Raw genomic sequence first — 19191 nt, 5'->3', positions numbered from 1 at the left:
GAGCCTGCTCGCGATGAAATCACCCCAGTTCCAGCGCAGAACACCCCACCCGCATCGCCAAAAAACCTCCCTCCTACAGCCCCCACCTACACCCTACTATCAAGCTACGCATCCTTGCGCCTTTGCCTACAACTACGCCAGAATCCGCCCGCTTGTGCGCCTTGTCCCGGGGTTCTATTGTCTTCCTGCCACTGCCCATCAGTGGTCGGGTTTAGTAGCCCAGATGACATATCGGCTGCATGAGTCTCATCAGTTAGGCATTCGCCTGCACTCGATGGTGGCTGTGCGCATGGCGCCCTCGGGCGCGCCGGTTTTAGGTATGTCACCGGTCTACTAACCTGCGCACAGCCGCCACCCTATCGTTTAGTAGCGAAATGGTTGCGGCCTAACTAAGGAAGACATACCTATGTACAAAATTACCCCGAATCCGCCAGAAGCAGATTCCACCTCGCAATCCGCAAAATCCAAAGCCAAGCAGCAAGACGAAACCACCAAACGGGTGCTCGATCACTACCTGCTACCGAAACCGGATAAATCCCAAGACGACCCCAAACCGGGGCAGCTGTACGCCGTCGTGAAAGGCCTCGATAACGAATGCTTGCTTGCCAACCTCACTGAGACGTTGGCTTCGGCTGATGCGATGGTGAGTGATTTGGCGTTTGATCTGGAGGGATCGAGACGTCATGTGGCACAGGGGATTCAGCAGTTGATTGAGCTGAGTTCGTTGTTGGCGAATCGGGTGTTGGATAACGTGGAGCCTCGGCAGTAGGATTTTACTCCGATGAAAAAACCCGACGTTTTGCGTCGGGTTTTGGTTTTTCTATCCGCAGAAGCGGAAGAATAAGCTCTAAATATTCTCAGACTCCTTTCCGCATATCCCATCCCCTTCCTACCTAGCGATAGGCCGCAACGGCCAAAAGCTGTCTCACCCAAGCACTCGACAGAACTAGGTAGATTCAATTTTTTAAGTAGCCGTCTCCGACATAACCAGGAGATAAAAATCTTATTGGTGTCTTATCTATAGTGATTATGGTTGCCACAGGGTGGCTTTCTGGCTCTCGTGGAAAGTGAACAACTAACGCTTTATCTTCAAAAATTGTCAGAACTGACCATTTCTTGGAACCAATATCTACTGACGGAAGATTACCTCCGTAGTTTCGCATCGTCTCAATTGCTCTAACCTCACCTTTCAAAGAAGACGCGGTGTAAAAAATCAAAATCGTGGAAATAACCATTATTACCCCCAAGAATTTATTGCTGAGAAAGTCCTCGTATTTAACTACGACTGCAGCGATGCCAAGGCCAACTACGTAAGTCGACGGACCCAAAATTATGTTGCACAAGTTCATTGCCTCAGATGCAAATTGATAGCTTTTTTCACGCATGAAATATGTTGTGATGAGCATTAACGCCAGATAAATTAATATTATAATTTGGGCTACTTTATCAAGGAAATAAGAAGAGATAATTTTGAGCGAGACCCCAAAGGCTAGACTCATAAGCATGATGCCGCTCATGGTCGCTGCTGAGTGCATAGAAAAATAGCTTGTCGGTAAAAATGGCGTGTACCACTTCAACCCAAGCGCCGCGTAGAAAGTTTGTATTTCAAGAAAACCATAAATGAAGGATGCCAAATAAAGTAAAGCTGCTGCCCCGCCAAGCTCAGCCACTTTTGCTAATATATTTGCCTCGGTATTCATATATTATTTGACCTTAATGCTACTTAAATTCGCGAGCGCTATGAATTACCTAGGCTTCATCCCAATACAAAACAGTGCCTTTTGGCACTTGCGCCGCAGCCCTTATTGCAGAGCTTGCTTCACAGCCGCAACAAATTGTCGAGGAAGCGCATCATCTTCTCGAATCCAAACCTTAGTCACGCCTTTAACAAACGTTGGCTGCTCCAAGTTCAGTGCCCTCGATACAGTTCGAGCCCAGTCATGAAAGTCTACGCCAGCAGCTGAAGCTGCAGCAACTAAGAGATCTTGTCGATCCACTCGAAGTTCTCGAGCGACGGCTTCTTGGTCCAAGCGACCAAAATTATCTTTTAAGATTTTATCCGGGGCATCAGTTCCAGGTAAAAAAACATGAGGCCATGGTAAGTTAAGCCCTTTATGGCGTTGCCGCTGATCTCCGTCAAAGCATCCTATTATGGTTGCCCAGCCTTTAACACGTGGCATAGTACTAAGTATCTTAACTATTTCAGATTCGCCATCCCCGGTTATTGCATAGCTTATTTGCCTAGCAAAGTCAGGATCTATATGCTCAACAATGGTTTCACAAAAGATCTTTGCCGTATCATCTTCTGTCACGATTAGCGCTTTATATGAAACTCCACCTCCTAGTAAAGAGGAGATATGATGTGAGCGTGGCGGAGTTAAAATACTTGAGCGTGCACCGTTCGCCAACAACAAATAAATATTAGGTAATGGTATATTTTGGAGAATGACCGGCGAATGCGTAGTTAAAAAAAAGCTAATTCCCCGCCCCCTCCCTTCTCGTGCTAAAAAATCCATAAAGGCAAGCTGCGATCGCGAAGATACGTGAGTTTCAGGCTCTTCCAAAATCACGAGAGAATTATCCGGTGATCGTTGAATGGTCCATAACGCAGAAAGCAAAGCCAATTCTCCCTGCCCCATAGTTTCGCTACCATAAGTAACGCCGTTAGTCGTAACTTTAAAGTACGGCCAAACTTCGAACGGACCATATTCTGAAATCTCCCACACCTCACAAGAGTCGTAGTCTTTTCCTACGACGTAGGATGCTAGTTGAAGCTGCTCATCTGTAAAAACCTTTGCGGTAACGCCATCTAATACTTCCTCAAAAGCTTTGTCTCCATGAACTTGTTGACGGCACATAGTTGAAAACATGGATGGATCAATCCAAATACAGCTTACTGTTTCTGCACCCTCTATATCCTTTAAGCCATTATCAAAAGATACCCGTCGCGTGTAAATGATCCCATTTTTGTTAATCGCGAAACTTATAACTGAACCGTAAATTCTCCCCTGCTGAGCTAAAAGATCAGGCGTACCCAGGGAGTTCAGCAATCCCTCGACGACAGTATGGGCAAACGTAGATTTTCCGACTCCGTTCCCCCCAACAAGAGCCACGATTCCTTTCTCTAAAACAATATTAGTATCTGCAATTGTTTGAGAGTTCGAGATCGAAACAGATTGAACGCGTTCTGGGTAGTTTCGCTGATAGACGCGCCGCCAATCATCTCCGAAACTAGCTGCACGAACGCTCATTTTAGTTCTCCCCACCCAGAGCTCAAAATATGGCGCCCTAACACATCAGGGTCGAGCCCTGCACTAGAGAGAATGCTGCTTATCGTTTCATCAATACTCTCAAGTTCCGCATTGTCGAATGCCACCACGTTAGCAAAGTCTAAGAACGCGCACCAAATAATAAAGTCGCGCAAGATGATTGAAGACACATCTGCCACACGGGAAGTCGCACGATCATCGTGAATAGGTATTAATAAATGCAAAGGAAAGCGGCTTGAGTTGGTGTCATCTTGACCAAGATTTAGACTGATGTAGAAAAAATAACGAAGGAAACTTGCAATAATTTCAGAGTTCGAGAGGTCAAACACGCCTAAAGAAATTCCTCGGACCGAAAAAATCAACCAGGAATACAAAGTTGCCTTGTTGAACTTTGGCTTTGGATCAGTCATGCATGCTTCAGCAAATATACCTAAGCATTGTTCTAGGTGCTGATAATCTCGTTCACTCAAGGCCTCTTCACTTCTGTAGAGCTCAACTAAATCGTTACCAATAATTTTCGTAGCAATCGTACCGCGCTTTACGGTCAAGGCAACTCTACAAATAACATCGTCGTAAGCCATGCGCGCATTAGAAAAGCCAAACTGCTCTTTCCCGATGCCGCGAGATTCGAGAGAATGCACTAGCTCTCGAATTTGATCTCTGACAGGTCCATAAAATGCATTTCTCTGTTCAGCGCCTGTGAGATTAGATGGCTGATTAAGTCGGTAGAAAAGCTCTGCGGGTTCCGATGGTTTGAAGTCAACAATTCGGTATAGACGAAGTGTGAATTGATCAAATTGGCGCTGGACTTCATCTGGAAGGGATCTATATTTCACTCCGTCAAGGTTCTGAATTTTAGAGTCCAACGGCTCTATCGATCCGTCTACTGCGAACTCCCCCCTAACGAAGTCCCTAATAGCGACGAGGCGTTGCTGACCGTCCAAAACCTCTTGCTTTCGCGTGTCTGGGTTTTCTATAACGTGAATTGGCGGAACGTGCCATTCACGCAATACACTATCAATTAACCTCTGTTTTTTAGATTTAGGCCAAACTTCACCACGTTGGAAATTTGGTTGTAGGTCCAAAGCAGCTGACTCGATGCGAGTCATAACAGTTTGAATATCTGGATCCCATGGCACCAGCCGCATACATTCTCCTTAAATGGATGAAATTTGACATGCGAGCATAACCGATTCCCAAGATAAAACTCATATGCGATCAGCAGGCCTGAGGGACTGAAAAACGTAGGGATGGTGGACGATGCAATATTTTTTCTGCGCATAGCATTTCCCAGCCTCCAGAATAAGGAGACAGATTTATTTTCCGCAGATTTCGCCCCTTCAATAGCACTCGCAATGGATGCTTGCTCCTGCTTCTCCACCTTTTTGTGGGCCAAGTCAGGACCTGACCACCGCACAAGCCACGTATTCTCGCGCCTTTGCCTACAACTGCACAGAATCCGCCGGCTTTGCAGCCTTGCCCTCAGGCTCTATCGTTTCTTACCACTGGCCGAGCCGGTATCGATAACACACAGGTACGCTAGGGTCTGTACGAAATGTGTTCGCGCGAAGGCCAGACAAGGCGAAACGGGGCGAGGAAGCGGAGTGTACTGGAGTACATGAGCATTCCGAGCCCCGTTTCAACGCAGTATGGGTGAGTGCGGATACATTTCGTACAGAGCCTAAGAGCCCTCGGGCAAGTTATTGGCCCGGGGGAGTGGGAGGACGCCGACCCTTTTGTCCGTGACGCTAATGTGGCCTAGCTTGGGCAAAGAAGCGCTGCTATCCACTCTCGTACACTGCCCATCTGCGACCTTAATACCTGTAGTAAAAAGGAGGTTTACATCGCCATGGAAATCCAGGAAATCAAGCAACGCCTGGCCCGCCCCGCCGTGAAGCTCATTGCCGGCGGCTTTCGTCCTGCGGGCACCGATGAAGAAAGCTGGCTGGGCAATGTCTTCCTGTTCCGGCCGGATGAAGAGGTGCCCACTAATCAGGCGGGGCAACAGTTGCTCCCCTATGCGCAGTTTTACCTACCCGCCCTGCCCATCAACAGCCCTCTGCTAGCAGGCGTTCGTGTGCTGACGGTGTTCATTTCAAACCCGTTCCCCGAGCACTTTGAGCCGATGGGGGATAATTGGGTTATCCGCGAGTACGGGCCGGATGATGTGTTGGTGCGCAAGTCTCTGTCGGTGGCAGGTACATTCCTCAAACCCTTCCCACTGACAGCGCAAGCGGTGCCGGAGGACTTTCCATTGTGGGATGGCGGTGGTGTCCCGGAAGACCTTGAGCAAGCAATCCTCACGCTGGAACGCGCGGGCAAGATTCAGAGCTATTACGACTTGGTCACCCATACCTACGAACACAAGATCGGCGGTTATCCCTCGTTCTGCCAGTCGGGTGTTGATCCGGGTGAAGGCTTCGAGTTTGTGTTCCAGATCTCATCGGACTCGAAGATCAATCTGAACGTGGTCGACAGTGGGAGCCTGATGTTCTGGAAGCACAACAAAACTGGGGAGTGGGCGCTTTATTACGACTTTTACTAGGCGTCGGGGGGCAGATTTATTTTCAGGTTCAATCAGCCCCTTTCTTCCCTACACCAACCTCCTCAAACCGCCGCCGCTTCATGAACAACCCCATCCCTATCGGCACGGCAAAAACCGACAGCAACCCCAGATCAAACCCCAACACGCGGGTCTGACCGGCCAAAACGCAGCCAACCGCACCCGCGACCACCATCACCACGCCTAGCCACTTGCGTAGCAGATACGGCTTGAGAAACTTATCGAGCAAAAAGGACAACACCAAGGCAATAACCAATTGAGTAATTTCGGACATGTACGGTTCCAGTCAGGTCTTGGTGATCAGTGTCGAGAGGGTGCGTTGGGGGCCGATGCCGCCGTTTACCTGCGCCTCGATGCTGACTAGCGCGTCACTACAGCGAGCGGATTGGGTTCAGATTGTTTCATTTTACTGGACCGGGGAGCGGGGGAATGCCGGTCAGTTCAGCCGCAAACCCTGTGGGAGCAAAGCTTGCTCGCGATTGGGGCAGGTCTGTCGATAACGGGTTTGGCTGGTCTACCGCTATCGCGAGCAAGCTTTGCTCCCACAGATTTTGCGCTGGCTGAGCTTTTAGCGGATTGGCAGTGGGTTGGGGGGCTTTTTTGTGAGTGCTGCGCACTGGAGCGCCAGCCCGGTCAAGCGGGAGCAAGCTCCCTCGCCACAAAAGCAGTTTTGTGTGAAGTCAGGGGTGGCGGTCCAGTTTTTTGAGGAACACGGTCATTTCTTTTTCGGCTTGTTTGTCGCCGTGGGCGCGGGCGGCTTCCAGGCCTTGTTCCCAGGCTTGGCGGGCTGCCGGTAGGTCGCCTTGGCCTTGGTGGGCCTTGCCTAGGAGTTTCCAGGCTGCCGAGTACTTGGGGTCGAGTTCGACGCAGCGCTGGAAGTGTTCGGCGGCGCGGGCGAATTCGCCGAGGTCCAGGTAGCCCTTGCCCAGGCCGAAGCGCAGCAGGGCGTTATCCACACCCTTGGCGAGCATTTTTTCCAGGGAATCGAGCATTTTAAAAACTCCTCATGACTAAGATCGTTCCCACGCTCTGCGTGGGAATGCAGCCCGGGACGCTCTGCGTCCCCTCAAGAGCCGAACGCAGAGCGTCCGTAGAGGCATTCCCACGCAGAGCGTGGGAACGATCCGTGGTGGTCAGAAGAAACTCAACCCCACATGAAACAGCTTCTCGACATCGCGAATGTGCTTCTTGTCCACCAGGAACAGGATCACATGGTCGCCGGTCTGGATCATGGTGTCGTCGTGGGCGATCAGCACTTCTTCGTCGCGGATGATCGCGCCGATGGTGGTGCCGGGCGGCAGGCCGATGTCGCGGATGGCTTTGCCGATCACTTTGCTGGACTTGGCGTCGCCGTGGGCGATGGCTTCGATGGCTTCGGCCGCACCGCGGCGCAGGGAGTGGACGCTGACGATGTCGCCGCGGCGTACGTGGGCGAGCAAGGTGCCGATGGTTGCCAGTTGCGGGCTGATGGCGATGTCGATGTCGCCGCCCTGGATCAGGTCGACGTAGGCCGGGTTGTTGATGATGGTCATGACCTTTTTCGCGCCCAGGCGCTTGGCCAGTAGCGAGGACATGATGTTGGCTTCGTCGTCGTTGGTCAGGGCCAGGAAGATGTCGGCGTCGGCGATGTTTTCTTCCAGCAGCAGGTCGCGGTCCGAGGCGCTGCCTTGCAGCACCACGGTGCTGTCGAGGGTGTCGGAGAGGTAGCGGCAGCGTGCCGGGTTCATCTCGATGATCTTGACCTGGTAGCGGCTTTCGATGGCTTCGGCCAGGCGTTCGCCGATCTGGCCGCCGCCGGCGATGACGATGCGTTTGTAGTTCTCGTCGAGGCGGCGCATTTCGCTCATGACGGCGCGAATATTCGCTTTGGCGGCGATGAAAAAGACTTCGTCGTCGGCTTCGATCACCGTGTCGCCCTGGGGCAGGATCGGCCGGTCACGGCGGAAAATCGCTGCGACCCGGGTCTCGACATTGGGCATGTGCTCGCGCAACTGGCGCAGTTGCTGGCCCACCAATGGGCCGCCGTAGTAGGCCTTGACCGCCACCAGTTGCGCCTTGCCTTCGGCAAAGTCGATCACCTGCAAGGCGCCGGGGTGTTCGATCAGGCGCTTGATGTAGTTGGTCACCACCTGCTCGGGGCTGATCAGCACGTCCACCGGGATCGCTTCGTTGTCGAAGAGGTCGGCGCGGGTCAGGTAGGCGGCTTCGCGCACCCGGGCGATTTTGGTCGGTGTGTGGAACAACGTGTGGGCGACCTGGCAGGCGACCATGTTGGTTTCGTCGCTGTTGGTCACGGCCACGAGCATGTCGGCGTCGTCGGCGCCGGCCTGGCGCAGCACGGTCGGCAAGGAGCCGCGCCCTTGTACCGTGCGAATGTCGAGACGGTCGCCGAGGTCGCGCAGGCGTTCGCCGTCGGTGTCGACCACGGTGATGTCGTTGGCCTCGCTGGCCAAATGTTCCGCCAGCGAACCGCCGACCTGCCCTGCACCCAGGATGATGATTTTCATCCATTCACTCCTATCGAATCGGTTTTAACCGCGTGCGGCGGCGATTTTGATCAACTTGGCGTAATAGAACCCGTCGTGGCCGCCTTCCTGGGCCAGCAACTGCCGGCCATGAGGCTGCTTGAGGCCGGCCTGGGTGGCGATGTCCAGCTCCCGGGCGCCCGGCGTGCGGGCGAGGAAGGCTTCGATCACTTCGGTGTTTTCGGTCGGCAAGGTCGAGCAGGTGGCGTAGAGCAGCATGCCGCCCACGTCCAGGGTCGACCACAGGGCGTCGAGCAGTTCGCCTTGCAACACGGCCAGTGCGGCGATGTCGTCCGGCTGGCGGGTGAGCTTGATGTCCGGATGCCGACGGATCACGCCGGTAGCCGAGCACGGCGCGTCGAGGAGGATGCGCTGGAACGGCTTGCCGTCCCACCAGGTCGCGGTGTCGCGGCCATCGGCGGCGATCAGTTGGGCTTCAAGGCCCAGGCGTTCGAGGTTTTCCTTCACGCGCACCAGGCGCTTGGCTTCCAGGTCCACCGCCACCACGCCGGCCAGCTTCGGCTCGGCCTCGAGGATGTGACAGGTCTTGCCACCCGGTGCGCAGCAGGCGTCCAGCACTCGTTGGCCGGGCGCCAGCTCCAGCAGGTCGGCGGCCAGTTGCGCGGCTTCGTCCTGGACGCTGATCCAGCCTTCGGCAAAACCCGGCAAGGCACGCACATCGCCCGGGGTTTCCAGGACGATGCCGTCGCGGCTGTACTGGCACGGGATGGCCGGGATGCCCGCCTCGCCCAGCAACGCCAGGTAGCCATCGCGGCTCTGGTGGCGACGGTTGACCCGCAGGATCATCGGCGGATGGGCGTTGTTGGCGGCGCAGATGGCTTCCCATTGCTCGGGCCAGAAGGCCTTGAGGGATTTCTGCAGCCAGCGCGGGTGCGCCGTGCGTACTACCGGGTCGTGCTCCAGCTCGGCCAACAGGGTTTCGCTTTCCCGCTGGGCGCGGCGCAACACGGCATTGAGCAGGGCCTTGGCCCACGGTTTTTTCAGCTTGTCGGCACAGCCCACGGTTTCGCCGATGGCGGCGTGGGCGGGCACGCGGGTGTAGAGCAATTGATAGAGGCCCACCAGCAGCAACGCTTCGACGTCGGCATCGGCGGCCTTGAACGGCTTCTGCAACAGCTTCGCCGCGAGGGCCGACAGGCGCGGCTGCCAACGGGCGGTGCCGAACGCCAGGTCCTGGGTGAAGCCGCGATCACGGTCTTCGACCTTGTCCAGTTGGGTCGGCAGGGAACTGTTCAGCGAGGCTTTGCCGCTGAGTACGGCGGCAAGTGCCTTGGCGGCGGCCAGACGCGGGTTCATGAGGCGTCCGCCGCTTGGCCGAGGACGGTGCCGACGGCGAATTTCTCACGGCGGCTGTTGAACAAATCGCTGAAGTTCAGCGCCTTGCCGCCGGGCAGTTGCAGACGTGTCAGGCACAAGGCCTGATCGCCACAGGCGACGATGAGGCCGTCCTTGCTGGCGCTGAGGATTTCTCCCGGCGCGCCCTTCCCTTCAGCCAAGTCGGCGGCCAAGACTTTCAAGGCTTCGCCGTTCAAGGTGCTGTGGCAGATCGGCCAAGGATTGAAGGCCCGCACCAGGCGTTCCAGCTCGACGGCTGGGCGGCTCCAGTCGATGCGCGCTTCGTCCTTGTTCAGTTTGTGCGCGTAGGTGGCGAGGCTGTCGTCCTGCACTTCGCCCTCCAAGGTGCCAGCGGCCAGGCCGGCAATCGCCTGGACCACGGCCGGCGGGCCAATGAGCGCGAGGCGGTCGTGAAGGCTGCCACCGGTGTCGTCGGCGCTGATGGGGGTGCTGACCTTGAGCAGCATCGGCCCGGTGTCCAGGCCGGCTTCCATGCGCATCACGGTCACGCCGCTCTCGGCATCGCCCGCTTCCACGGCGCGCTGGATCGGCGCGGCACCGCGCCAGCGCGGCAGCAGCGACGCGTGGCTGTTGATGCAACCCAGGCGCGGGATATCGAGCACCACTTGCGGCAGGATCAGGCCGTAGGCGACCACCACCATCAAGTCCGGCTGCAGCGCGGCCAGTTCGGCTTGGGCCTGGGCATCGCGCAGGGTCGGCGGTTGCAGGACTGGCAGGCCGTTTTCCAGAGCCAATTGCTTGACCGGGCTGGGCATCAGTTTTTGTCCGCGACCGGCAGGACGGTCCGGCTGGGTGTAGACCGCGACGATTTCATGGGGGCTGGCCAGCAGGGCCTTGAGGTGTTCGGCGGCAAATTCGGGAGTGCCGGCAAAGACGATGCGCAGTGGCTCAGTCATGGGAAGCTCTCAGTTACAAAGCAGTCGCAAAAAGAAAAAGGCTTGCCGCAGCAAGCCTTTGAAGAAGGGCATCAAGCGTTCTGGCGATGGATCTTTTCCAGTTTTTTCTTGATCCGGTCACGCTTGAGATTAGACAGGTAATCGACGAACAACTTGCCGTTGAGGTGGTCGCATTCGTGCTGGATGCACACCGCCAGAAGGCCTTCGGCGATCAGTTCGTAAGGCTGGCCGTCACGGTCCAGGGCCTTGATCTTGACCTTTTGCGGGCGATCGACGTTTTCGTAGAAGCCCGGCACCGAGAGGCAGCCTTCCTGGTATTGCTCCATCTCGTCGGTCAGGGTTTCGAACTCGGGGTTGATGAACACCCGCGGCTCGCTGCGGTCTTCGGAGAGGTCCATGACGACGATACGCTTGTGCACGTTGACCTGGGTCGCGGCGAGGCCGATGCCTGGCGCCTCATACATTGTTTCAAACATGTCATCGACCAGCTGACGCACTTCGTCGTCCACTACGGCCACCGGTTTGGCGATAGTGCGCAGGCGCGGGTCCGGAAATTCGAGAATGTTCAAAATGGCCATAAGCTTGATAAATGCACGTGTGAGGTAAAGTCGGGTGGCTGGCCTGGCGTGTCTTGGGATGCAGGCTACCGTTGTAAAACGTTGCTCTTTTGCAGAACAGCTCCGCAAGGTAGCGAGCCACGGGGGCTCTGGCGTTTTACGCGAACGCACATAATAAAGGGATTCACCGCATGAGGAAATCACTACTCGCCCTGCTGCTCCTGGCCTCGGCCGGTATCGCGCACGGGCAAGTGCAACTTCGGGAAGGTTTTCCCCAGCAATACACGGTGGTGACGGGGGACACACTGTGGGACATTTCCGGCAAATACCTGCGCGAGCCGTGGAAATGGCCGGAGCTGTGGCAGGCCAACCCACAGATCGAAAACCCCAACCTGATCTATCCGGGCGACACCCTGTCGCTGGTCTACGTCAACGGCCAGCCGCGCCTGACCCTCAATCGCGGCGCCTCGCGCGGCACCATCAAGCTGTCGCCGCGCATTCGCAGTTCGCCGGTGGCCGACGCCATCCCGAGCATTCCGCTGCAGGCCATCAACAGTTTCCTGCTGAGCAACCGCATCGTCGACACGCCTGAAGATTTCAACAAGGCCCCGTACATCGTCGCCGGCAATGCCGAGCGGGTGCTCAGCGGCATGGGAGACCGGGTCTTTGCCCGGGGCAGCTTCGACGCGAATCAGTCGGCCTACGGCATCTTCCGCCAGGGCAAGGTCTACACCGATCCCGAGACCAAGGAGTTCCTCGGCATCAACGCCGACGACATCGGCGGCGGCGAAGTGGTCGCCAGCGAGGGCGATGTCACCACCCTGGCCCTGCAACGCACCACCCAGGAAGTGCGCCTGGGCGATCGGCTGTTCAGCGGCGAAGAACGCTCGATCAATTCGACCTTCATGCCCAGCGCGCCGAAATCGGACATCCAGGGGCTGATCCTCGACGTGCCCCGGGGCGTGACGCAGATCGGCGCGCTGGACGTGGTCACCCTGAACAAAGGCCGGCGCGACGGGCTGGTCGAAGGCAACGTGCTGGCGGTGATGAAGACCGGTGAAACCGTGCGCGACCGCATCACCGGCGAACCGGTGAAAATCCCCGATGAGCGCGCCGGCCTGCTGATGGTGTTCCGCACCTACGACAAGCTCAGTTATGGCTTGGTGCTGTACGCCTCGCGCTCGCTGGCGATCCTCGACAAGGTGCGCAATCCGTAACGGGTCTCACAAGTTACCAACAGAGTTATCCACAGCTTGTTCCCGTTTCAACGGGACGATAATGATCAAGGATTGATCACATGCCATTGCCTGAATCTGCTTCGGTTCCGCCTGCGGAACTGGAGGCCCGTCTGCGCTTGCATCGCTTGCCGGAGCTGGGCCCCAAACGTTTCATGACCCTGATGGAGGCCTTCGGCTCGGCCTCCAAAGCCATCAGCGCCCCGGCCAGCGCATGGCGGGCGCTCGGGTTGCCGGCCAAGTGCGCCGAGGCCCGGCGCGCCCCGGAAATACGTGACGGCACCGTCCATGCAATGGCCTGGCTAAAGGGCCCGGCCCAGCATTTACTGATGTGGGACCAGCCTGACTACCCGGCGCTGCTGGCACAGATCAGCGACGCGCCGCCGCTGCTGTTCGTCGCGGGCGACCCCTCGATCCTGGAAAAACCGCAGCTGGCAATGGTCGGCAGTCGCCGGGCATCACGACCCGGCATGGACACTGCGGCGGCGTTTTCCCGCAGCCTGGCCGGGGCCGGTTTTGTCATCACCAGCGGCCTGGCCCTAGGCATCGACGCGGCGGCCCATCAGGCGGCGTTGGACGTCGGGGGCTGCACCGTCGGCGTGCTCGGCACTGGCCTGGAAAATTTTTATCCACAGCGCAATCGGCGGTTGGCAGACGCGATGATTGCCCAGGGTAGCGCAGTGTTGTCGGAGTTCCCGTTGGACGCACCGCCCCACGCCAGCAACTTTCCGCGCCGCAACCGGATCATCAGTGGTTTGTCCCTGGGGGTGCTGGTGGTCGAGGCCAGTGTCGCCAGCGGCTCGCTGATCACCGCCCGGCTGGCGGCGGAGCAGGGTCGCGAGGTCTACGCCATCCCTGGATCGATCCATCATCCTGGAGCCAGAGGCTGTCATCAACTGATCCGCGACGGTGCGGCGCTGGTGGAAACCGTCGAGCACATCCTCGAAGCGCTGCGGGGTTGGCAACGACTGCCGCTGGCTGCGGAGCCCGTGCCCGTGACTCATCCGCTGCTGCGCCTGCTGCATGCCGCGCCGCTGAGCAGCGAGGCGTTGGCCGACGCCAGTGGCTGGGGCTTGCCCAAAGTGCTGGCGGCATTGACCGAGCTGGAGATGGAGGGACGCGCCACCTGTGACAGCGGACGCTGGTTTGCGCGCTAGGTTTTATGGGGAAGATCGGTAAACTGCCCACAGCCTTATTTGCGTTGCGGGAGAATCTTTCATGGTCAACAGTTGGCGTGTGCAACAAGCCGCGCGAGAAATTCGTGCCGGGGCGGTGATTGCCTATCCAACCGAAGCGGTCTGGGGCCTGGGTTGCGACCCTTGGAACGAGGAGGCGGTGGAACGCCTGCTGGCGATCAAGTCGCGGCTGCCCGACAAAGGCTTGATCCTGGTGGCGGACAACATCCGCCAGTTCGACTTTCTGTTCGAAGACTTCCCCGAAACCTGGATGGACCGCATGGCCAGCACCTGGCCGGGGCCCAACACCTGGCTGGTGCCGCACCAGAACCTGTTGCCGGAATGGATCACTGGCGTGCACGACACCGTCGCGCTGCGGGTCAGCGACCATCCCACCGTGCGCGACTTGTGCTCGTTGGTCGGGCCGCTGGTGTCCACCTCGGCCAACCCGCAGGGGCGCCCGGCAGCGCGCACGCGGATTCGCGTCGAGCAGTATTTCCGCGGGCAGATCGACCTGGTGCTGGGCGGCAACCTGGGCGGGCGCAAGAACCCCAGCGTGATTCGCGATCTCGCTACCGGCAAGGTAGTGCGCCCGGACTGACTTTTTGCCAGTGCACAACCCACTGTGGGAGCATCATGCTGTTCACTTAGGAAAAACGATGAACCCGTGGCGAGGGAGCTTGCTCCCGCTGGGCTGCGTAGCGGCCCCTTTTTGTGAGCGCTTCGCACTCAAGCGGGAGCAAGCTCCCTCGCCACGGGTTTTTCGACAGCCTTAAATGAACCGCTCCCACAGGTTCTTTGGCAGCCTTTTAATCAAGGCAACAGGATGGTCGACCCCGTCGTCCGCCGCGCCGACAATTCGGTATGGGCCTTGGCCGCTTCCGCCAGTGAATAACGCTGGTTGATGTCCACCACAAGCTTGCCGCTGGCGATCATCCCGAACAGTTCATCAGCCATGCGCTGCAGGTTCTCGGCGTTGTTGGCGTAAGTCGCCAATGTCGGGCGGGTGACGTACAGCGAGCCCTTGGCCGAGAGAATCCCCAGGTTCACACCGTCCACCGCACCCGAGGCATTGCCGAAGCTCACCACCAGGCCACGAGGGGCGACGCTGTCCAGGGAGGTCAGCCAGGTGTCCTTGCCAACCCCGTCGTACACCACGGGCACTTTCTTGCCGTCAGTCAATTCCAACACCCGCTGCGGGACGTTTTCCTTGCTGTAGTCGATGGTTTCCCAGGCGCCGTGGGATTTGGCGATGGCGGCTTTTTCCGGCGAGCTGACGGTGCCGATCAGCTTCACGCCCAAGGCCTTGGCCCACTGACAGGCCAAGGAGCCCACGCCACCGGCGGCGGCGTGGAACAGGATGGTTTCACCGCCCTTGAGTTCATAGGTCTGGCGCAACAGGTATTGCACGGTCAGGCCCTTGAGCATCACCCCGGCCGCCTGTTCGAAACTGATGGATTCGGGCAGATGCACCAGGTTGGCTTCGGGCAACACATGCACATCGCTGTAAGCCCCCAGCGGGCCGCTGCCGTACGCCACCCGGTCGCCGACCTTGAACCGCTTGACGTCCGAGCCGACCGCCTCGACCACGCCAGCGCCTTCGGCGCCCAGGCCCGAAGGCAGCGCCGGTGGCGGATACAGACCGCTGCGGTAGTAGGTGTCGATGAAATTCAGGCCGATCGCCTTGTTGCTGACGCGCACCTGCTGCGGGCCAGGCTCGGCAGGCGAATAGTCGACGTACTCGAGCACTTCGGGACCGCCGTGGGAACTGAACTGGATACGTTTGGCCATCTTCACTTTCTCCTTGTCGCAGGACTTTTTACCAAGCCTGCTATCGGACTCCTAAGCTTGACCGTCGTCAACTGTGGTGTGGGCAAGTGCGGTGGTATCCTGTGCGCCCATTTGCCACCGGCCCGCTATACGCCGCGTAGCGTAGCCCTGATCAAGGTGATGTCATGTCCACTCGCACCGAGGCCGTGAAAGCCTATCTGCTCGACCTGCAAGACCGTATCTGCGCCGCCCTGGAAACCGAGGATGGCGGCACGCGCTTCGTCGAAGACGCCTGGACCCGGCCTGCCGGCGGTGGCGGTCGTACGCGAGTGATCGAAAATGGCACGGTGATCGAAAAGGGCGGCGTCAACTTTTCCCACGTCTTCGGCAGCGGTCTCCCACCTTCGGCCAGTGCCCATCGACCGGAACTGGCCGGACGCGGCTTCGAAGCCCTGGGCGTGTCGCTGGTGATCCACCCGCACAACCCCCACGTGCCGACTTCCCACGCCAATGTGCGCTTTTTCATCGCCGAGAAGGAAGGCGAAGAGCCGGTCTGGTGGTTCGGCGGTGGCTTCGACCTGACGCCTTACTACGGCGTGGAGGAAGACTGCGTGCATTGGCACCGTGTCGCCGAGCAGGCCTGCGCGCCGTTCGGCCCCGAGGTGTACCCGCGCTACAAGGCTTGGTGCGACAGCTACTTCCACCTCAAGCATCGCAACGAACCCCGGGGCATCGGCGGCCTGTTTTTCGACGACCTGAACGCGTGGGATTTCGACACTTGTTTCGCCTTTATCCGCGCCATCGGCGACGCTTACATCGATGCGTACCTGCCGATCGTGCGTCGCCGCAAGCACGACGCGTTCACCGCCCAGCAGCGGGAATTCCAGGAATACCGCCGTGGGCGCTACGTGGAATTCAACCTGGTCTACGACCGCGGCACCCTGTTCGGGCTGCAGTCGGGTGGACGTACCGAATCGATCCTGATGTCCCTGCCGCCGCAAGTGCGCTGGGGCTACGACTGGAAAGCCGAGCCGGGCAGCGAAGAGGCACGGCTGACCGAGTATTTCCTGCAGGATCGCGATTGGCTGGCAACGGCCTGAACGGGGATTATCCATGGACCGCTACGTTGTAATGGGTAACCCGATCGGCCACAGCAAGTCGCCGTTGATCCATCGCCTGTTTGCCGAGCAGACCGGGCAAAACCTGGACTACAGCACGCTGCTGGCTCCCCTGGAGGATTTCGCCGGTTGCGCCCAGGCATTTTTCCGCGAGGGGCGTGGGGCGAACGTCACGGTGCCGTTCAAGGAAGACGCCTATCGCCTGGCCGACGACCTGACCGAGCGGGCCCAGCGGGCCGGGGCGGTCAACACGTTGAGCAAGCTGGCGGACGGTCGTCTGTTGGGTGACAACACCGACGGCGCCGGGCTGGTCCGAGACCTGACCGTCAATGCCGGCTTCAGCCTCAACGGCAAGCGCATCCTGTTGCTCGGCGCCGGCGGTGCAGTGCGCGGTGCCCTGGAACCGCTGCTGGCCGAAGCGCCGGCCTCGGTGATCATCGCCAACCGCACAGTGGAGAAAGCCGAATTGCTCGCCGAGTTGTTCGCCGACCTGGGGCCGGTCTCGGCCAGTGGCTTCGACTGGCTGCAAGAGCCGGTGGACCTGATCATCAACGCCACCTCCGCGAGCCTGTCGGGGGATGTACCACCGATTGCCGCCAGCTTGATCGAGCCTGGCAAAACGGTTTGCTACGACATGATGTATGGCAAGGAACCGACGTCGTTTTGCCGTTGGGCCAAGGAACACGGGGCGGTGGTGGCGATGGATGGCCTGGGCATGCTCGCCGAGCAGGCGGGCGAAGCCTTCTACCTGTGGCGCGGGGTACGCCCGGACACCGCGCCAGTACTGGCCGAACTGCGCCGCCAGTTGGCGCTGTAGGAGCTATTTAGGAGCTGTGTAGGAGCTGTGTAGGAGCTGTGTAGGAGCTGTCGAGTGCAACGAGGCTGCGATCTTTCCCCAGACACTTGAATCTCAAGCGAAAGATCAAAATCAAAAGATCGCAGCCTTCGGCAGCTCCTACAGAGGTTGAATCAATTCAATCCTCGAAGTGAATCGGGCACTTCTGCGCCCCCTCCAGCTTCAACAACTCCTCCACCACCTGTGGCCGGGCCATGCGCAAGGTCAGGCTTCGCCCCTGGCTGCGCAGGCGCCGGGCTTCCTGGTGGAGCATTTCCACCCCGGAATAATCGATGAAGTTGATCTGCTGGGCATCGATGACCACCCGTTGCGCCTGCAACCGTTGCAGGCGCACTTGCAGGTAATGGCTGGCGCCGAAAAAGATCGACCCGCCGACCCGCAGGATCTCCGCCTCCCCTTCGCGAAAATGCTGCACCCGCGGCTGCGAGGTGCGCTTGAGGTAAAAGAACAGCGAAGCCAGCACGCCGGCATAGATGGCGGTTTGCAGCTCCAGCAGCAACGTGGCCAGGCAGGTCAGGCTCATTACCACGAATTCGGCGCGGCTCACACGGTACAACGCCCGGATACCCCGGTGGTCCACCAGCCCCCAAGCGATCAGCAGGATGCTGCCGGCCATGGCTGGAATCGGGATGTGCGCGATCAGTTTCGCCCCGGCGACGGCAAACAACGCCACCCACAACGCTGAGAACACCCCAGCCAGGGGCGAACAGGCCCCGGCCTCATAGCTGAGGCCGGAACGGGTAAAGGAGCCGGCTGACAACGATCCGGAGAAAAATCCGCCAACGATGTTGGAAAGCCCCTGCGCCCTCACCTCCTGATTCGCATCGAGCAATTGCCCTGACCGTACCGACAACGAGCGGGCGATGGACAGGCTGGTGACCAGCCCGAGCATGCCCACCGCCACGGCGCCGGGCAGTAGACGCAGGATCAGCTCCAGATCCAGCGGCAGCAGCGTGAGCGGCGGCAGGCGCCCGGCGAAAGCGCTGACCAACGCCACATGCCCGAACATCGCCGGCCACAACCAGACCACCAGACTGCTGATGATTAGAGTTATCAACAGGCTCGGCCAACGCGGCAGCAAGCGCTTGAGCACGACACCCAGGACCAGCGTCCCCAACCCCAGCAACAGCGAAGGCTTATCCACAGCCCCGATGTGCTCGACCAGCATCAGCAGGCCCCGCAGCGCCGTGGCTTCGTTCGGCAGGTCGAGGCCCAGCAGGTTCGGTAGCTGCCCCAGGGCGATGACCACCGCCGCACCCAGGGTGAACCCCAGCACCACCGAGTGGGAGACGAAATTCACCAGCGCCCCGAAACGCAACAAGCCCAGCAACCATTGGAAGATTCCCGCCAGCACCGTCAGCAGCAGGATCAAGGTGATGTAGTCCTCGCTGGCGGGGACGGCCAGCGGGCTGACGGTGGCGTACAAGACGATGGAAATCGCCGCCGTGGGACCGCAGATCAGGTGCCACGACGAACCCCACAGGCAGGCGATCAGCACCGGCATGATCGCCGCGTACAAGCCGTACTCGGGGGGCAGACCGGCAATCAGGGCGTAGGCAATGGACTGCGGCAACGCGAGAATCGCGCCGCTCAGGCCGACGATCAGGTCACGGCCGACACTGGCGCGGGTCTGCCGGGGCAGCCAGCTCAGGAAAGGAAAGAGTGAATGGCGCGTGGGGATTGCCATGGGGCCTCAAGGAATGGGGTTTGGCGCAAGAGTACCAGCTGAGCCCACGTGGCGAGGGAGCTTGCTCCCGCTGAGCCTGTAGGAGCTGTGTAGGAGCTGTGTAGGAGCTGTCGAGTGTAACGAGGCTGCGATCTTTCCCCAGACACTTGAGTTTCAAGCGAAA

At 58.7% G+C, this 19191-nt stretch carries 18 protein-coding genes; 7 read left to right on the top strand and 11 right to left on the bottom strand.

Features of this window, described 5'->3' with window-relative positions; genetic code table 11:
* The first annotated feature begins 406 nt into the window (after positions 1-406).
* Positions 407-769: a DUF6124 family protein gene (locus AD659_RS28370; protein ID WP_053126967.1), complete on the top strand. Its 363-nt coding sequence runs from the start codon at positions 407-409 to the stop codon at positions 767-769.
* A gap of 187 nt (positions 770-956) precedes the next feature.
* On the opposite strand, the gene AD659_RS28365 is transcribed toward AD659_RS28370, so the two are convergent.
* From AD659_RS28365 to AD659_RS28360, 3 genes are all read right to left on the bottom strand, one after another.
* Positions 957-1700: a hypothetical protein gene (locus AD659_RS28365; RefSeq protein WP_053126965.1), complete on the bottom strand. Its 744-nt coding sequence runs from the start codon at positions 1698-1700 to the stop codon at positions 957-959.
* Positions 1701-1802: 102 nt separating this feature from the next.
* Entirely contained in the window at positions 1803-3251 is a 1449-nt protein-coding gene (locus AD659_RS29680) for an ATP-dependent nuclease (protein ID WP_082343625.1), read from the bottom strand.
* Positions 3248-4417, bottom strand: coding sequence for a DUF262 domain-containing protein (locus tag AD659_RS28360; protein ID WP_053126963.1), 1170 nt, complete (start codon positions 4415-4417; stop codon positions 3248-3250). Before AD659_RS28360 ends, AD659_RS29680 begins: the two co-directional genes overlap by 4 nt.
* A gap of 701 nt (positions 4418-5118) precedes the next feature.
* On the opposite strand from AD659_RS28360, the gene AD659_RS28355 reads away from it, so the two are divergent.
* Complete coding sequence (locus tag AD659_RS28355) at positions 5119-5814, top strand: DUF1963 domain-containing protein (RefSeq protein ID WP_053126962.1); 696 nt, start codon at positions 5119-5121, stop codon at positions 5812-5814.
* Positions 5815-5842: 28 nt separating this feature from the next.
* On the opposite strand, the gene AD659_RS28350 is transcribed toward AD659_RS28355, so the two are convergent.
* From AD659_RS28350 to def, 6 genes are all read right to left on the bottom strand, one after another.
* Complete coding sequence (locus AD659_RS28350) at positions 5843-6106, bottom strand: hypothetical protein (protein WP_053126960.1); 264 nt, start codon at positions 6104-6106, stop codon at positions 5843-5845.
* A gap of 406 nt (positions 6107-6512) precedes the next feature.
* Positions 6513-6824 (bottom strand): tetratricopeptide repeat protein, encoded by a 312-nt coding sequence (locus tag AD659_RS28345; RefSeq protein ID WP_053126958.1) that lies wholly within the window; start codon positions 6822-6824, stop codon positions 6513-6515.
* A gap of 141 nt (positions 6825-6965) precedes the next feature.
* Positions 6966-8339, bottom strand: coding sequence for a Trk system potassium transporter TrkA (gene trkA / locus AD659_RS28340; protein ID WP_053126957.1), 1374 nt, complete (start codon positions 8337-8339; stop codon positions 6966-6968).
* A gap of 24 nt (positions 8340-8363) precedes the next feature.
* Entirely contained in the window at positions 8364-9674 is a 1311-nt protein-coding gene (gene rsmB, locus AD659_RS28335) for a 16S rRNA (cytosine(967)-C(5))-methyltransferase RsmB (RefSeq protein WP_053126955.1), read from the bottom strand.
* On the bottom strand, positions 9671-10630 hold the full coding sequence (gene fmt, locus AD659_RS28330) for a methionyl-tRNA formyltransferase (protein WP_053126953.1): 960 nt from the start codon (positions 10628-10630) through the stop codon (positions 9671-9673). The genes rsmB and fmt overlap by 4 nt, the downstream gene beginning before the upstream one ends.
* Before the next feature lie 71 nt (positions 10631-10701).
* The gene (gene def / locus AD659_RS28325) at positions 10702-11208 is read right to left on the bottom strand and encodes a peptide deformylase (RefSeq protein ID WP_053126951.1); all 507 of its coding nucleotides are present in this window, start codon (positions 11206-11208) and stop codon (positions 10702-10704) included.
* A 170-nt stretch (positions 11209-11378) separates the two neighbouring features.
* On the opposite strand from def, the gene AD659_RS28320 reads away from it, so the two are divergent.
* The 3 genes from AD659_RS28320 to tsaC all read left to right on the top strand — a co-directional run bounded on the left by AD659_RS28320 (position 11379) and on the right by tsaC (position 14198).
* Positions 11379-12404, top strand: coding sequence for a LysM peptidoglycan-binding domain-containing protein (locus AD659_RS28320; protein ID WP_053126949.1), 1026 nt, complete (start codon positions 11379-11381; stop codon positions 12402-12404).
* A gap of 80 nt (positions 12405-12484) precedes the next feature.
* A complete protein-coding gene (gene dprA, locus AD659_RS28315; protein WP_053126947.1) occupies positions 12485-13579 on the top strand; it encodes a DNA-processing protein DprA in 1095 nt (364 codons plus the stop codon).
* Positions 13580-13640: 61 nt separating this feature from the next.
* Positions 13641-14198 (top strand): L-threonylcarbamoyladenylate synthase type 1 TsaC, encoded by a 558-nt coding sequence (gene tsaC, locus AD659_RS28310; RefSeq protein ID WP_053126945.1) that lies wholly within the window; start codon positions 13641-13643, stop codon positions 14196-14198.
* Positions 14199-14410: 212 nt separating this feature from the next.
* Here the strand turns inward: tsaC and AD659_RS28305 are convergent, their stop codons facing one another.
* A complete protein-coding gene (locus AD659_RS28305; protein WP_053126942.1) occupies positions 14411-15388 on the bottom strand; it encodes an NADPH:quinone reductase in 978 nt (325 codons plus the stop codon).
* 164 nt (positions 15389-15552) lie between these two features.
* Between AD659_RS28305 and hemF the strand changes: the two genes are divergently transcribed.
* Both hemF and aroE read left to right on the top strand, forming a co-directional pair.
* Positions 15553-16467 (top strand): oxygen-dependent coproporphyrinogen oxidase, encoded by a 915-nt coding sequence (gene hemF / locus AD659_RS28300; protein WP_053126940.1) that lies wholly within the window; start codon positions 15553-15555, stop codon positions 16465-16467.
* A 13-nt stretch (positions 16468-16480) separates the two neighbouring features.
* A complete protein-coding gene (gene aroE / locus AD659_RS28295) occupies positions 16481-17302 on the top strand; it encodes a shikimate dehydrogenase (protein ID WP_053126938.1) in 822 nt (273 codons plus the stop codon).
* A 157-nt stretch (positions 17303-17459) separates the two neighbouring features.
* Here the strand turns inward: aroE and AD659_RS28290 are convergent, their stop codons facing one another.
* Positions 17460-19028: a SulP family inorganic anion transporter gene (locus AD659_RS28290; protein WP_053126937.1), complete on the bottom strand. Its 1569-nt coding sequence runs from the start codon at positions 19026-19028 to the stop codon at positions 17460-17462.
* Positions 19029-19191: the final 163 nt, after the last annotated feature.

Source organism: Pseudomonas thivervalensis, assembly GCF_001269655.1.
Lineage (GTDB): Bacteria > Pseudomonadota > Gammaproteobacteria > Pseudomonadales > Pseudomonadaceae > Aquipseudomonas > Aquipseudomonas thivervalensis.
This window is presented reverse-complemented; position numbering and strand designations above follow the sequence as displayed.